Source organism: Stutzerimonas stutzeri (genome assembly GCF_000935215.1).
Taxonomy (GTDB): Bacteria; Pseudomonadota; Gammaproteobacteria; order Pseudomonadales; family Pseudomonadaceae; genus Stutzerimonas.
This window is the reverse complement of the sequence record NZ_JXXD01000024.1, coordinates 34253-49757: the sequence shown is the minus strand read 5'-3', so window position 1 is coordinate 49757 and position 15505 is coordinate 34253. Positions and strand designations below refer to the sequence as shown.

The following is a 15505-nucleotide window of genomic DNA, read 5'->3' as shown; positions in this document are numbered from 1 at the left end:
AATAGCGGGCCCGCCAGCACGGCGGGCAGTTGCTCGGGGGTAGGGATATCGGTCAAGGGCAACCCTGGTGATGGGAACAGGTTCGTCTGACAGCGCGCTCGGCCGGATCGCTCAACAGTCGAGCCGAAAGCGGCTTGGCGGTGGTCGCTGAACGACTGCTCAAGGCGCGCCGAACATCGCCGTCCAGTAGATGGCCGCGTCGCTCTGCGGATCGACCGCGTAGGCCGCGCCAAGCTCGCTGAACTGCGGATTCATCAGATTGGCGCAATGACCGGGGCTGGCCAGCCAGCCGTCCAGCACCTTGCGGGCAGTCGGCAGCGCCGCGGCAATGTTCTCGCCAACCTGCCTGCCGGCGTAACCCGCCAGCTCGGCGCGGTCGCCGGGGGTGCGGCCATCTTCGCTCAGATGGCTGAAGAAGTTGCCGTTGGCCATGGCCCGGCTGTGGGCTTCGGCGGTGCTGCCCAGCGTCTCGTTCCAGCTGAGCGGCCCGGCTGCAGCGAAGTCCTGCTTGCCGCAACGGCGAGCGGTGGCACGGGCGGCGTTGATCTGCTCCAGCAGCTTCTGCCCTTCGGCCTGCCAGTCACCCAGCCGACCATCGAGCAACGGCCGCGCCACCACGATGCGCCAGTCACGGTCGTTGCGGCTCACACCGATATCGGCGAACTGCGGGTCGAGGATCACCCGACAGAAGCTCTCGCGCAGCGCCTGCATCGCCGCCTGGGCATCCCGCGGGCCGGACAGGGTGATCGCCTGCACGGTTACCATCGGATAGCCCGCGCGGGACAGCGCCTGCTGCAAATCACCCGCACTATCGACCGGCAGATTCAGGCGCGAATCGGCGGTAAGCGGCGGCAGCTCTTCGCTCGCCTTGTCGCCACAGCGCTGCACTTCACCACGGTAGGCATTGATCGCCTCGACCAGGCGGGCCTCCTCGGCCACAGCAGCGCCAGCAACGCACAAGGTTGCGATCAGCAGGACGGATGACAGAACACGCATGACAGTTCTCCAGCTAAATCCCTGACGGAACGAGGCGCACCCGGCGCAGAAATGAAGCGCCATGGTGCGCGACGCTGCCACACTTGTCATCTCCGCGCAGGCACAACGCCACTGGCTGTGCGCATTGCGCCGGCTTGGCTATGATCGAAAGCCATGAATAGCCTGCCGCCGCTCCGCCCATCCTGCCCGCCCGGCACCTGCACCTGCCGGCGTGACGAGCTGCTGGAAACAGCCGGCGCCGACGTGCGCATTCTCATGCTGACCCGTCACGAGGAACGCCGCCTGCTCGAACGTCTGGAAAACGTGCAGAGCCTGGACGATCTCGAGCGCGTGCAGAAACGCATGCTCGACCAGCTCGGCATCCGCATGACCGTCGCCCCCGGGCACAACGAAGTGCGCAGCATGCGCGGCATCGCCATCGAGTTCGCCGAGCAGCCCGGTCTCTGCCGCAAGACCCGCCCCGCCATCGCCGCCGCCGTACGCCGCGGGCTGGAGAAACAGCCGGAAATCGCCTGGCGCCTGCTCGATGCGCACGACCTGCTGGGTGGGCTTTGACAGGGGCAACACAAGCCTCGCCCGAACCGGTCTCGCCCCCTTGATTCGCCAGAGCCGGCATGCCGATCGCGCCTGAGGGCCAGGCGGCGAAGCACCGACAATAAAAGTGCCTATGCTGTATCGTGGAGCAATTGCTGCGACAGCATTCTTCCTGCAAACGGAGTGGCCGAAGGGCCCTCCGCTTTCATGGCTCGCCGATTCTTGAAGCCTCTGCCATACCGCCACGCGGTCTGGTGCATGCAAGAGGCCGTACGGCGATTTGGCAGAAACCGGCAATCGGTTTCCCGTTGTTCCGAAAGCTTGCCGCCGTGGTTCCTCCCGACAGGAGCCGGCGCACTAACGCCTGTTCCCCTATCTCCGCTAGTCGGACAGGCGCTCATGACCTCAGTTTTCCGTCACATCCTCGGGCGCCATCAGCGTTCGCCCGTCTGGAGCGATCTCGCTCCCGTTCGCGACGAGTTGTTCGGCCCGGAGCGGCTCGAGCATCACGCCCGGAGCCTGGCCGCCGCCCAGCCGGTCACCCCTCGCCCTCGGGCTGTGCTGCCGCTGCACGCGCGCTTGAACGACAACGCGACGGTGCTGCTGGCGGCTTACCGCGCCAGCGCCGCCGAGCTGGAAAGTGGTCGCAGCGTGGTACCCGCCGCAGAGTGGCTGCTGGACAACTACCACCTGGTCGAGGCGCAGATCCGCGAGATTCGCGACGACCTGCCGCCAGGCTTCTACCGCCAACTGCCCAAGCTGGCTGACGGGCCTTTTGTGGGCTATCCCCGCATCTTCGGCCTGGCCTGGGCGTTCGTGGCCCATACCGACAGTCATTTCGATCCCGAGACCCTGCGCCGTTTCATCAATGCCTACCAGCAGGTCCAGCCGCTGACGATCGGCGAGCTGTGGGCCGTGGCCATTACCCTGCGCATCGTCCTGATCGAGAACCTGCGTCGTCTGAGCGATCAGATCACCGATGGCCGGGCAACCCGAATGGCCGCCGACGAGATGGCCAACCGGCTGCTCTCGGCCAGCTCGCCGGAAAAGGCGCTGGACGATGAAATTGCCGCGCGTGGCACGGCGCCGTTGTCCGAGGTCTTCGCCGCGGAACTGGCCAAGCGCTTGCGCGACCAGGACCCGCGCACCACGCCGTCACTGGGCTGGCTGGAAGAACAGCTGGGCCGCCAGGACACCTCCATCGAACAGGTGGTACAGCACTCGCAGCAGCGTCAGGGCGCCTCCAACGTCAGCGTGCGTAACGTCATCACCAGCATGCGGTTGATCTCCGATATCGACTGGACCGAGCTGTTCGAAGACGTCAGCCTGGTGGATGAGCGGCTGCGCGGCGGCAGTGCCTTTGCCGCCATGGACTTCCCGACACGCAACCTCTATCGCAGTGCCATCGAGCAACTGGCACGCGGTTCCAGCGCCAGCGAACTGGAGATAGCCGGCGCCGCGCTGGACGCCGCCAACGCCGCCAACGCCGCACCTAGCCGTGACATCGCCGACGACGAGCGCGTGGCCGACCCCGGCTACCACCTGATTGGCGAAGGCCGTCTCGGTCTCGAACGCAGCCTCGGCTTCCGCCCACCACTGGGGCTGCGCCTGAGCCGTTTTCACGTGCAGCTGGGCATCGTCGGCTATGTTGGCGCCATCCTCCTGGTTACCACCCTGCTGCTGTCCCTCGGGCTGCAGGCCATGGGCGGCGCTGGCGTGGGCGCGGGCTGGCTCGCGCTGCTGGCTCTGGTCGCCTTTCTGCCGATCACGGACCTGGCCTCGGCGCTGGTCAACCGCGTGGTCACCTGGCGTTTCGGTGCCAGCACGCTGCCGGGCCTGGACCTCACCGCCGGTGTGCCGCAGTCGATGCGCACCCTGGTCGCGGTGCCGACGCTGCTGACCAATGAAGCGGACCTGCTGGAACAGATCGAGCGAATCGAAGTGCATCACCTGGCCGGCGCCGGGGGCGACCTCACCTTCGCCCTGCTCACCGATGGCCTGGACGCCGACCAGGAAACTCTCGACAGCGACGCCCGGCTGCTGGAGGTCGCGGTCGATGCCATCGCGCGACTCAACCAGCGCTACGGCCCGGCGCCCGGCGGCAGCCGTTTCCTGATTCTGCATCGGCGCCGGCAGTACAACCCCAGCGAAGGCTGCTGGATGGGCTGGGAGCGCAAGCGCGGCAAACTGCATGAGCTGAACCAGCTGTTACGTGGCGCGACCGATACCAGTTACATGTCCCTGGCCGGCTGTACGCAGCGGATTCCCGCGGATGTGCGTTACGTGATCACCCTGGACGCGGACACGCGCCTGCCGCGTGATGCCGCCATGCGCCTGATCGGCAAGATGGCGCACCCGCTGAATCGGCCGCGATTCAGCGTACCCGAACAGCGGGTGATCAATGGCTACGCGATTCTTCAGCCGCGTGTCACGCCGTCGCTGCCCGTGGGCCGCGAAGGCTCCTTCTATCAACGGGTGTTCTCCAGCCCCGGCGGCATGGACCCCTATGCCGCCGCCGTATCCGACGTCTATCAGGATCTGTTTGGCGAAGGCTCCTACACCGGCAAAGGCATCTACGACATTGACGCCTTCGAGGCAGCGCTGGCCGGACGAGTGCCGGAAAACAGCATGCTCAGCCACGATCTGTTCGAGGGTGTGTTTGCCCGTGCGGGACTGGCGACCGACGTCGAGGTGGTGGAAGAGTTTCCCTCGCGCTACGACGTATCGGGCAAGCGCCAGCACCGCTGGACCCGCGGCGACTGGCAGCTGCTGCCGTGGATATTCGGCGCGCGCCGCGGCCCCCAGGCATTGCCCATCATCGGGCGCTTCAAGATGCTCGACAACCTGCGCCGCTCGCTGCTGGCACCGCTGAGTCTGCTGGCACTGGCCCTGTGCTGGATGCTGTCGCTGCCGGCGGCCCTGATCGGCACCTTGCTGGTGCTCGGAGCGCTGGCGATTCCCGGTTTCCTGCCTCTGTGCTTCACGCTGTTGCCGTCCCGCAGTGGCGTCAGTGCGCAAAGCCATCTGCACCGGCTGCTCGGCGACCTGCGCATGGCCGCCTCGCAAACCCTGTTGAACCTGGCGTTTCTGCCGGACCAGGCCTGGCGCATGAGCGATGCCATCATCCGCACCCTCTCACGGCTCTATGCGACTCGCAGCCACCTGCTGGAATGGACCACCGCCGCACAATCAGCCATCAGCCCGCGGCTGAAACTGAGCGGGTTCTACCGTGGCATGGCCGGCGGCACCGTGCTGGGTGTCGGCGTCGCACTGCTGGCGCTGCTGGTCGCGCCGGGGTCATGGCCACTGGTGCTGCCGTTCGCCCTGCTCTGGCTGGGTGCTCCGGCGCTGGCCCTGTGGGCCAGTCGCTCACCTCGCGTCGCCCCCAGTCAAAAACTGGCTGAAGCGGATGCCCAGGAGCTGCGCCTGATTGCACGGTGCACCTGGCGCTTCTTCGAAACCTTCGTCACCCCCGCCGACAACATGTTGCCGCCGGACAATTTCCAGGAAGAGCCCAAGCCGGTCGTCGCGCGCCGAACCTCGCCCACCAACATGGGCCTGTATCTGCTTTCGACCGTCACCGCACGTGATTTCGGCTGGGCCGGCACGCTGCAGACACTCGAGCGAATGGAGACGACGCTGGACAGCATGAGCCGCCTGCAGCGCCATCGTGGGCATTTCTTCAACTGGTACGCCACCGAGGACATGCGCGCGCTGGAACCAGCCTATGTCTCGGCCGTGGACAGCGGCAATCTCGCCGGCCACCTGATCGCCCTCGCCAATGCCTGCGAAGAATGGCTCGACCAGCCCCAGGTGCCGCATGCCCGCCAGGGCCTGCACGACAACCTGATACTGGCGCGTCAGGCCATCGCCGCGCTGCCGGCGGCCAATGGCGAGCGCGGCCAGCCGTTGCTCGGCGTGCTCGATGAGATCGCCACGCAAATAGGCGACGCGCAAGCGCTCGACACCCGTTCGGCAACGCTCCGGCAATTGGCCGAGAAGGCCGTTCGCGTCACGCAGGAAATCAGCCCATCCGCCACGGATGACGAAGATGCGCAGGCGCTTCACTTCTGGATCAACGCCCTGTGCCAGACGCTGGCCGAACACGCGCGGGATCGCCAGCTATCCACCGAGTCGCTGGCAGCGATGCAGGCGCGCCTGCGCGGCGTGGCTGCCAGCGCACGGGAGATGGCGCTGGATATGGACTTCGCCTTTCTGCTCGACCCCGAGCGCAAGCTGCTGTCGATCGGTTACGGTCTGGCCGACAACAGCCTGGACCCCAGCTGCTACGACCTGCTGGCCTCCGAAGCCCGCCTGGCCAGCCTGTTCGCCATTGCCAAGGGCGATGTCACCACGCGGCACTGGTTCCGCCTGGGCCGCACGGCGACACCGCTGGGTAATGCATCCGCGCTGATTTCCTGGTCGGGCTCGATGTTCGAATACCTGATGCCGTCACTGGTCATGCGCGCCCCGGCGGGCAGCCTGCTGGAGCAGACCAATCGTCTGGTCGTGCAGCGCCAGCAGGAATATGGCAATGACCACCACGCGCCCTGGGGCGTTTCGGAATCGGCCTATAACGCCCGCGACATGGAGTTCACCTACCAGTACTCCAACTTCGGCGTGCCGGGCCTGGGCCTCAAGCGAGGGCTGGCGGAAAACCTGGTGATCGCGCCCTATGCCACCGGGCTCGCGACCATGGTCGACGCGACTGGCGCCCAGGCGAACTTCCGGCGCATGACGGAGATGGGTGCGCTCGGGCGCTACGGCTTCTTCGAAGCGCTGGACTTCACTCCGACACGCCTGCCGGATGGCCAGGCGTTCGTCATCGTGCGCAATTACATGGCGCACCATCAGGGCATGACCATCGTCGCCATCGCCAATACCTTGCAAGACGGCCAGATGCGCGCACGCTTCCATCGCGAGCCGATGATCCAGGCCTGTGAACTGCTGCTGCAGGAACGCATGCCGCGTGATGTCGCCATCGCCCACCCGCGTGCCGAAGAAGTGAAGATCCGCGCCGTCGAGGGCGGCGGTGATCCGCAATCACTGCGCCGCCTGAAAGGCTCAGCCGCTGGCAGCGCGCCGGTTACCCATCTGCTCAGCAACGGCCGCTACGCCGTGATGCTCACCGCAGCCGGTGCCGGCTACAGCCGCTGGCGCGACCTCGCGATCACGCGCTGGCGCGAGGACGTCAGCCGGGACGACTACGGCTCCTTCGTCTTCCTGCGCGATACCGAAGACGGCAGGGTCTGGCCCGCAGGCGGACAGCCGCTGGGCAGCGATGCGCTCAGTCACGAGGTGATATTCGGTGAGGATCATGCCGAGTTCATTCGTCACGATCTGGACCTGACCACCACGATGGACGTGCTGGTATCCGGAGAGGACGACAGTGAAGTGCGCCGCGTCTCGCTCGCCAACAGCGGTCGCGAAGCGCGGGACATCGAACTGACGTCCTACAGTGAAGTGGTGCTGACCACGCCGGCCACCGACAATGCGCATCAGGCGTTCGCCAAACTGTTCGTGGTGACCGACTACCTGCCCGAATTCGGCGCCTTGACCGCCACCCGCCGCCTGCGCAGCGAGGGCGAACAGCCGATCTGGGCCGCGCACTTCGCCGTGGTGGAAGGCGAAATCCTGTCCGACCCGCAGTATGAGACCGATCGCGCCCGCTTCATCGGCCAGCGACCGAGCGTGGCCGCTGCCGCGGTGGTCGCCGAAGGCCAGCCGCTGTCGAACAGCGTCGGCACGGTGCTCGATCCGATCTTCTCACTCAAGTACCGGGTCAGGGTGGCGCCGGGCAAGGTCGCCCGCGTAGCGTTCTGGACCCTGGTCGCCGACTCGCGTGACGAGCTGCTGAGCCTGATCGAGAAGCACCACGACCGCAGCGCCTACGACCGCGTCAAGACCCTGGCCTGGACTCAGGCCCAGGTGCAGCTGCGCCATCTCGACATCAAACCGGCCGAAGCCGCCGACTTCCAGCGCCTGGCCGCGCCCATTCTCTATGCCGATCCGAAATTCCGCGCGCCGTCGGCTGCGATCATCCAGGGTGCCGGCGCCCAATCCGGCCTGTGGCCGCACGCGATTTCGGGCGATCTGCCGATCGTGCTGCTGCGCATCGACGATATCCAGGACATCGCCCAGGTCCGCCAGTTACTCGGTGCCCATGAGTACTGGCGGATGAAGCGCCTGGCGGTGGACCTGGTGATTCTCAACGAGCACGCCAGTTCCTATCTGCAGGATCTGCAGATCGCCATCGAAACCGCGGTGCGCAGCAGCCAGTCACGTCCGCGCTTCGGCGCCGAGCTTGCCCAGGGATCGGTGTACATGCTGCGCGCCGACCTGTTGAGCGGCGAGGCACGCGCCCTGCTGCGCAGCGTCGCTCGCGTAGCACTGATAGCCCGCCGCGGGCCGATCGACAAGCAGCTGGCCAACACATTGCTCCCGGGCGACACCGTGGCAGCGCATTTCGCTACCCCGCCCTCGCGGCCGGTCGTTGCGGCACCGGGCCCTACCGGCAGCGAACTGGCACAAGGGCTGGAGTTCTTCAACGGCCTCGGCGGTTTCGACAAGGACGGCCGCGAATACGTGACACTGCTGGAGTCGGGCAGCACGACACCGGCGCCGTGGATCAACGTGATCGCCAACCCGCGCTTTGGCTTTCAGGTCTCGGCGCAGGGCAGCGGCTATACCTGGGCGGAAAACAGCCGGGAAAATCAGCTCACGCCCTGGTCCAACGACCCGGTCACCGATCCCTGCGGCGAAGCCTTCTATGTGCGCGACGAACGCAGCGGCGCGCTGTTCAGCCCAACCGCCCAACCGATCCGCGATGACGGCCTCTATGTGGCGCGGCACGGCCACGGCTACAGCCGCTTCGAGCACCAGGCCGAAGGCATTGCGCTGGATCTGCTGCAATACGTCGCCCTTGGCGACCCGATCAAGATTTCCCGACTGACGCTGCGCAACCTGTCATCCGAGCCTCGCCGACTGTCGGTCACCAGTTATAGCGAATGGGTGCTCGGCACCGCCCGCGGCGCCTCCGGGCCTTTCATCGTCACCCAGCGCGACGCCAGCAGCGGCCTGTTGCTGGCGCACAACCCGTGGAGCAGCGCCTTTCCCGGGCGTATTTCATTCGCCGATCTGGGTGGACGACAAACGGCCTGGACGGCTGATCGCAGTGAATTCCTTGGCCGCAACAGCGGCCCCGCCACGCCGGCGGCGCTGCTTACTGGCAAACCGTTATCCGCCAGCGTCGGCGCAGGCATGGACCCTTGCGCGGCATTGCAGTGCGGGGTCCAGCTCGCCCCTGGGGAGAGCGTCGAGATCGTCGCCTTCCTTGGCCAGTGCGCGTCGGCTGATGAGGCGCGTGCGCTGGTCGAGCGTTATCGCCAAGCCGATCTCGACGCAGTGCTGCGTGAAGTCACGGACCACTGGCACCGCGCCCTTGGCTCGGTACAGGTGAAAACGCCGGACCGGGCGATGGACATCATGCTCAACGGCTGGCTGCTGTATCAGACCCTCGCCTGCCGCATCTGGGCGCGCTCGGCTTTCTATCAGGCCAGCGGCGCCTATGGCTTTCGCGATCAGTTGCAGGACGGCATGGCACTGACGTTTTCGCAGCCAGAGGCCACCCGCAGCCACATCCTGCGCGCGGCCAGTCGCCAGTTTCCCGAAGGCGACGTACAGCACTGGTGGCTGCCGCACTCCGGTCAGGGTGTGCGCACGCGCATTTCCGACGACCGTGTCTGGCTCGCATTCGCCACGGCAACCTATGTTCAGGTTTCCGGCGACGCAGCGATTCTCGAAGAGCCGGTGAGCTTTCTCGAAGGACCGTTGCTCAAGCCAGGCGAGCACGATGCCTTCTTCCAGCCGATGATCGCGGACGAGGCTGCCTCACTGTTCGAACACTGCGCCCGCGGGCTGGACCAGTGCCTGGAACTGACCGGCGAGCTGGGTTTTCCGCTGATCGGTGGTGGCGACTGGAACGACGGCATGAACCGCGTCGGAGAACACGGCAAGGGCGAGAGCGTCTGGCTCGGCTGGCTGCTGCTGCGCACCATCGAACTCTTCGCGCCGCTGGCTGAGCAGCGAGGCAGCGTGGCTGGCGCCCAGCGCGCCGAACGCTGGCGCGAACACGCCCTGGCACTTGCTGATTCGCTGGAAGAAAAGGCCTGGGATGGCGAGTGGTACCGCCGCGCAACCTTCGACGACGGCACCTGGCTGGGCTCCAAAGACAGCGACGAGTGCCGCATCGACTCCATTGCCCAGTCCTGGGCGGTGTTGTCCGGCGCAGCGGACCCCGCTCGCGCGAAACAGGCCATGGCTTCCGTGCAGCACCACCTGATCCGCGAGCATGACGGTCTGGCCCTGCTGTTCACCCCGCCATTCGACAAGACGCCGAAGGAGCCCGGCTACATCAAGGGATATCCGGCGGGCCTACGCGAGAACGGCGGTCAATACAGCCACGCTGCGATGTGGGCCATGCTCGCCTTTGCCAAGCTCGGTGATGGCGATGCAGCGTGTGGGATGTTCAAGCTGCTGAACCCGATCAATCACGCGCTGACACCGAAAGAAAGCCAGCGCTACAAGGTCGAACCCTACGTGGTCGCGGCGGACGTCTACGGCGTCGCACCGCACAACGGCCGCGGCGGCTGGACCTGGTACACCGGCGCTGCCGGCTGGATGTATCGCGCCGGCGTCGAAGGCATCCTCGGCATCCGCCGCGAAGGTGAATGGCTGATCGTCGATCCGTGCATCAGCAGCCACTGGCCGGCGTTCGAAGCCACCATCACCATGGGCGAAACGCGCTACGCCATCCGCGTGGAAAACCCAGGCCAGGCCAACCGCGGCATCCAGCACGCGCGGCTGGATGAAGGCCCGCTCGATTGCATGAACGGATACGTACGACTTGCGCTGGATGGAGGGCAACATCAGGTCGTGTTGACGCTGTAGATCCAGCCCGGTAGCCGTCCGGGGCTCGCTGCGCTGCTGCTCGGGCGGTCAACGATCGCCATGGCACCAGCGCATGCATGTGCGTGGCCTTTGACGCTCGTCATTCTTTTCCAACGGGGGCTACAAGAAACTCGCGCCGCGGCCGATACAAGTCCGCGGCCAGTGAGGCCGTTTCAGTCAACACATTAAGGAAAGAGCATGTTTAACAAGCTGACGATGAGCGCTGTGGCCCTGGGTTTTGCCCTGCTATCCGGTTGCGCCTCCGTACCGATGGAATCAGCGGACAAGGATCAGGCACTCAAGTCGTTCTCGACACCGCCGCAGGACCAGGCTGGTCTGTACATCTTCCGCGACTCGTCCCTTGGGGCGGCCGTGAAGAAAACCATCAAGATTGATGACGAGGTCATCGGCGAGACCGCTGCCAAGACCTATTTCTATCGCCTTGTCAGTCCTGGCCCCCATGTACTTGCAACCGAATCCGAGTTCGGCGACAACCTGCTTGAGCTGAACGCCCAGGCCGGCAAGAACCATTACGTCCGTCAGTCGATCAAGATGGGCGTGTTCGTCGGTGGCGCCAAACTGACCGAAGTATCTGAAAGCGAAGGCCAACAAGGCGTGCGCAACACCAAGCTGGCGCGCTGATCCGAGCCGTCGGGGTGGGGTAAACCTCACCTCGACACCCTTCCGGCTAACCGGCCATCACGCCCCCACTCGCCCGGCGGCCAGTCCCAAACCGGCCGCAAGCCATTACAATGCGCGACTTTCGATTCAAATCCGGTCCGCGCCATGTCCCTGCCCAAGCACCATCTCGAACTGCTCGCCCCCGCCCGGGATGCAAGCATTGCCCGTGAAGCCATCCTGCATGGCGCCGATGCGGTGTATATCGGCGGCCCGAGCTTCGGTGCGCGGCACAACGCCGAGAACAGCGTCGCGGGCATTGCCGAGCTGGTGAAATTCGCCCACCTGTTTCATGCGCGGGTGTTCGTCACCATCAACACCATCCTGCACGACGACGAGCTGGAAACCGCGCGCACGCTGATCCACCAGCTGTACGAGATCGGCGTCGATGCGTTGATCGTGCAGGACATGGGCATCATGGAGCTGGATATTCCGCCCATCGAGATTCATGCCAGCACCCAGACCGACATCCGCACACTGGAACGGGCCAAGTTCCTCGACAAGGCCGGCTTCTCGCAGCTGGTTCTCGCCCGCGAGCTGAACCTGCAGGAAATCCGCACGATTTACGATGAAGTGGATTCGACGCTGGAGTTCTTCATCCATGGCGCGCTGTGCGTCGCCTTTTCCGGCCAGTGCAACATCAGCCACGCGCAGACCGGGCGCAGCGCCAACCGCGGCGACTGCTCCCAGGCCTGTCGCCTGCCCTACACGCTGAAGGACGATCAGGGCCGCGTGGTGGCCTTCGAAAAGCATCTGCTGTCGATGAAGGATAACAACCAGAGCGCCAACCTTAGCGCCCTGGTCGACGCCGGCGTGCGTTCGTTCAAGATCGAGGGGCGCTACAAGGATGTGAGCTACGTGAAGAACATCACCGCTTACTACCGCCAGCGCCTGGACGGCATCCTCGCCGAACGCCCTGACCTGGCCCGCGCCTCCAGCGGCCGCACTGATCACTTCTTCGTGCCGGACCCGGACAAGACCTTCCACCGCGGCAGCACCGACTACTTCGTCACCGACCGCAAGATCGACATCGGCGCCTTCGATTCGCCGACCTTCACCGGCCTCGCCGTCGGCGAAGTACTCAAGGTCGGCAAGCATGATCTGACCGTGCAGACCCGCGAGCCGCTGTCCAACGGTGACGGCCTCAACGTGCTGATCAAGCGCGAGGTGGTGGGTTTCCGCGCCAGCGTGGTCGAGCCGCTGAAGCAGTTCGAGGAAGATGGTCAGTCGTTCTGGCAGTACCGCGTCGAACCCAACGAAATGCCCGCCGCCATGCGTCAGGTGCGCCCGAACCATCCACTCAATCGCAACCTGGACCACAACTGGCAGAACGCGCTGTTCAAGACCTCCGCCGAGCGCCGCATCGGCGTACGTTGGCTGGCAAAATTGCGCGCCGATGAGCTGGAGCTGCACGTCACCAGCGAGGAAGGCGCCTATGCCAGCGTGTCGCTGGCCGGCCCGTTCGGCGAAGCGAAGAAGCCCGAGCAGGTGCCCGGCCAGATCGCCGATCTGCTGAGTCAGCTGGGCACCACCATCTACCACGCCGAAGAAGTCGAAGTGGATGCACCGCAGGCCTTCTTCATCCCCAACTCGCAACTCAAGGCGCTGCGCCGCGAAGCCATCGAGGCGCTGGGCGAAGCGCGCGAAGCCATCCGTCCGCGCGGCGGGCGCAAGCCGGTCAGCGTGCCGCCGCCGGTCTACCCGGAGTCGCACCTGTCGTTCCTCGCCAACGTCTACAACGAGAAGGCCCGCGCCTTCTATCACCGCTACGGTGTGCAGCTGATCGATGCGGCCTACGAGGCCCACGAGGAAACCGGCGAGGTGCCGGTGATGATCACCAAGCACTGCCTGCGCTTCTCCTTCAACCTCTGCCCGAAGCAGGCCAAGGGCGTCACCGGGGTGCGCACCAAGGTCGCGCCGATGCAGCTGGTGCATGGCGATGAAGTGCTGACCCTGACCTTCGACTGCAAGCCCTGCGAGATGCACGTGGTGGGCAAGATGAAGGGCCATATCCTCGACCTGCCGCTGCCGGGCAGCGGCAGCAGCGTGGTCGGGCACATCACGCCGGACGATCTGATGAAGACCATCCGCAACAAGCCGCACGCCTGACGTCCATACATCCGGGGAGGCGCTGCCGTGACTGTACTTGCGACATGGGCAGAGATCCGCTCGCTCTATCGACAATGCCAACCCGGCGTGTTCACGGCGAGCTTCACGCATGGCGGGCTGCGCATGGTCTGGCCGTCCTGGGCGCTGACGATCGCTGTAGGCATATTGCTGGTTGGGACCTTGCTCAATAGCCAGTCACCTTTGCAGGGGTTGGCTGCCATGGCCGGCGCACTGCTTGCTCTGTTTGGCATGCTGCTGGCCCGGGAGCGCTATTGCGCGTGGTACTACCGGGATATCTATGCCCGTGAAACGCTGAACCGCTACGGTTTTCTACGCCGCGAAGAACTGCTGCGCTACGCACTGTTCCGAAATACCCTTGTAGAGCGCGGGCTCAACGCAGCGGACATTCAGGAGTTGGCGCGCATCGCCGAGATCGCCGGCCCGCCACCTCAGGAACGCTGGGTCTCCCAGAATCTCGTCATCGTCATGCTGGTTTCGGCGATCGTCAGTCTGTCGACGGACGTCATCAAGCTGACCGATACCTGGATCGCCGGAAAAGGCATCGTATTCGTGCTGGCGTTAGCCACGGTTACATATGTGGTTCTAGCCCTGTTGGACGGCATCCGCAGCAACCAGCATCGTGACCGGGTAATCGGCCGCTGCCTGGAGCGTGCGGCATTGGATATCGCACGCACCCAGGCCGCCTACAGCACACCGCAGGCATCTTTCGAAAGCACCGCTACGCATGAATAGCCGCAGCTTTCCGAGCTAACTCTGCGGAAGCCTGCTGATCCCACCGCAACAACCAAGCCCGGCAGCGGATCACACGTAGCCCAGCTACACCGCCGTGCCGCTGGCAGGCCTGGCTAAGCGATAGGTCGCAAGGCTGCAAAGCAACAGGCCGGCGACCGCGAGCAAGCCGGCGGCGACGCCAATCTCACGCAACCCCAGATGGCTGACAACAAGACTGCCGAGCAAGGCGCCGCCGCCGATTCCGACGTTGTAGATGCCGGAGAACATGGCCATGGCAACGTCGGTCGCGTCCGAAGCCAGGTTCAGTACCTTCGATTGCACGGCCAGGCCGAAGCACATCCCGGCGATACCCCAGATCACCACCACCGCACCGAGCAGCGAACTCTCGCGCGAAGCCGGCAGCAACACCAGCAGACAGATCGCCATGACCGCGATCGCCGCGATCAGAAAGCCCCTCGGATAGCGCGCGCTGTATCGGCTGAACAGCAACGAACCGAGCAGACCGGCACCGCCGAAGAGCAACAGCAGGACGGTGGTCATGTCGCCGCTCAGGTGCGCGACGGTTTGCGCAAAGGGCTCGATGTAGGTGTAGGCGGTGAATTGCGCGGTGATGACCAACGCGGTCAGCACATAGGCGGTCAACAGCGCAGGGCGTTTGAACAGCACCGGCAGGCTGCGCAACGAACCGGAATTCTGGCTCGGCAGCGATGGCAGTGTCCGCGCCAGGACGACCAGCACCAGCGCGGCGATCACGCCGATGGCCAGGAAGGTGGTGCGCCAGTCCAGCGCCTCGCCCACCACGCGCCCCAGCGGGATGCCCAGCACCATCGCCAGCGCACTGCCGGTCGCCAGCAGGCCCAGGGCTTGCGCCTGCTTGCCTGCGGGCGCGACACGCACCGCCAGCGATGCGGTGATCGACCAGAACACCGCGTGCGCCAGGGCGATGCCAATCCGGCTGAGCATCAGCATGCCGTAGCTCGATGCCACGCTCGAAACCAGATGGCTGCCGATGAACACCACGAAGACCAAGACGAGCAGTGTGCGCCGCTCGAAATTGCGCGTCAGCAGCATCATCGGCAACGACATCAGCGCAACCACCCAGGCGTAGATGGTCAGCATCAGCCCGACCTGGGATGGCGGCATGTCGAACGAGCGGCCGATGTCACTTAGCAGCGCCACAGGGACGAACTCGGTGGTGTTGAAGATGAAGGCGGCCAGCGCCAGTGCGATAACGCTGAGCCAGCTCCCGGCCGGGGAGCTTTGCGATTCGTTCATGGAGAAGTGGGTCTGGTAGCGATTCAGTCGAAGCAAAGCGCGACGAATGAGGGTGTAAGGGCGACGGTTCCTGCCCGAATGCCATGACACACGCGGCCCGCACGCGCGAAGCGAGCAGGAAGGCAGCGGGAGCGGATGGAGTGAGGGACGGGACAGTAGAAGCGGCGCGGATTCTACGCCCGCCATCCACTGATGTCAGGTCGCAAACGTG

General features: G+C 65.3%; 7 protein-coding genes. 5 read left to right on the top strand and 2 right to left on the bottom strand.

Going from position 1 to position 15505, the window contains the following annotated elements; all coding sequences use genetic code 11:
- Positions 1-159: 159 nt before the first annotated feature.
- On the bottom strand, positions 160-996 hold the full coding sequence (locus LO50_RS03800) for a CAP domain-containing protein (protein WP_044314152.1): 837 nt from the start codon (positions 994-996) through the stop codon (positions 160-162).
- A 153-nt stretch (positions 997-1149) separates the two neighbouring features.
- Between LO50_RS03800 and LO50_RS03795 the strand changes: the two genes are divergently transcribed.
- The 5 genes from LO50_RS03795 to LO50_RS03775 all read left to right on the top strand — a co-directional run bounded on the left by LO50_RS03795 (position 1150) and on the right by LO50_RS03775 (position 14019).
- Complete coding sequence (locus tag LO50_RS03795; protein ID WP_014819968.1) at positions 1150-1551, top strand: hypothetical protein; 402 nt, start codon at positions 1150-1152, stop codon at positions 1549-1551.
- Between the two features lie 378 nt (positions 1552-1929).
- On the top strand, positions 1930-10479 hold the full coding sequence (locus LO50_RS03790; RefSeq protein ID WP_044314151.1) for a GH36-type glycosyl hydrolase domain-containing protein: 8550 nt from the start codon (positions 1930-1932) through the stop codon (positions 10477-10479).
- A 198-nt stretch (positions 10480-10677) separates the two neighbouring features.
- Entirely contained in the window at positions 10678-11121 is a 444-nt protein-coding gene (locus tag LO50_RS03785; protein WP_044314150.1) for a DUF2846 domain-containing protein, read from the top strand.
- Between the two features lie 144 nt (positions 11122-11265).
- Positions 11266-13266 (top strand): peptidase U32 family protein, encoded by a 2001-nt coding sequence (locus tag LO50_RS03780; RefSeq protein ID WP_044314149.1) that lies wholly within the window; start codon positions 11266-11268, stop codon positions 13264-13266.
- A gap of 27 nt (positions 13267-13293) precedes the next feature.
- The gene (locus LO50_RS03775) at positions 13294-14019 is read left to right on the top strand and encodes a hypothetical protein (RefSeq protein ID WP_044314148.1); all 726 of its coding nucleotides are present in this window, start codon (positions 13294-13296) and stop codon (positions 14017-14019) included.
- Positions 14020-14103: 84 nt separating this feature from the next.
- Here LO50_RS03775 and LO50_RS03770 read toward each other — a convergent pair whose 3' ends face one another.
- Positions 14104-15294: a sugar transporter gene (locus tag LO50_RS03770; protein WP_044314153.1), complete on the bottom strand. Its 1191-nt coding sequence runs from the start codon at positions 15292-15294 to the stop codon at positions 14104-14106.
- Positions 15295-15505: the final 211 nt, after the last annotated feature.

Coding starts and splice junctions, on each gene's coding strand:
- LO50_RS03800 (WP_044314152.1), bottom strand. CDS start 996: ATGCGTGTTCTGTCATCCGTCCTGCTGATCGCAACCTTGTGCGTTGCT.
- LO50_RS03795 (WP_014819968.1), top strand. CDS start 1,150: ATGAATAGCCTGCCGCCGCTCCGCCCATCCTGCCCGCCCGGCACCTGC.
- LO50_RS03790 (WP_044314151.1), top strand. CDS start 1,930: ATGACCTCAGTTTTCCGTCACATCCTCGGGCGCCATCAGCGTTCGCCC.
- LO50_RS03785 (WP_044314150.1), top strand. CDS start 10,678: ATGTTTAACAAGCTGACGATGAGCGCTGTGGCCCTGGGTTTTGCCCTG.
- LO50_RS03780 (WP_044314149.1), top strand. CDS start 11,266: ATGTCCCTGCCCAAGCACCATCTCGAACTGCTCGCCCCCGCCCGGGAT.
- LO50_RS03770 (WP_044314153.1), bottom strand. CDS start 15,294: ATGAACGAATCGCAAAGCTCCCCGGCCGGGAGCTGGCTCAGCGTTATC.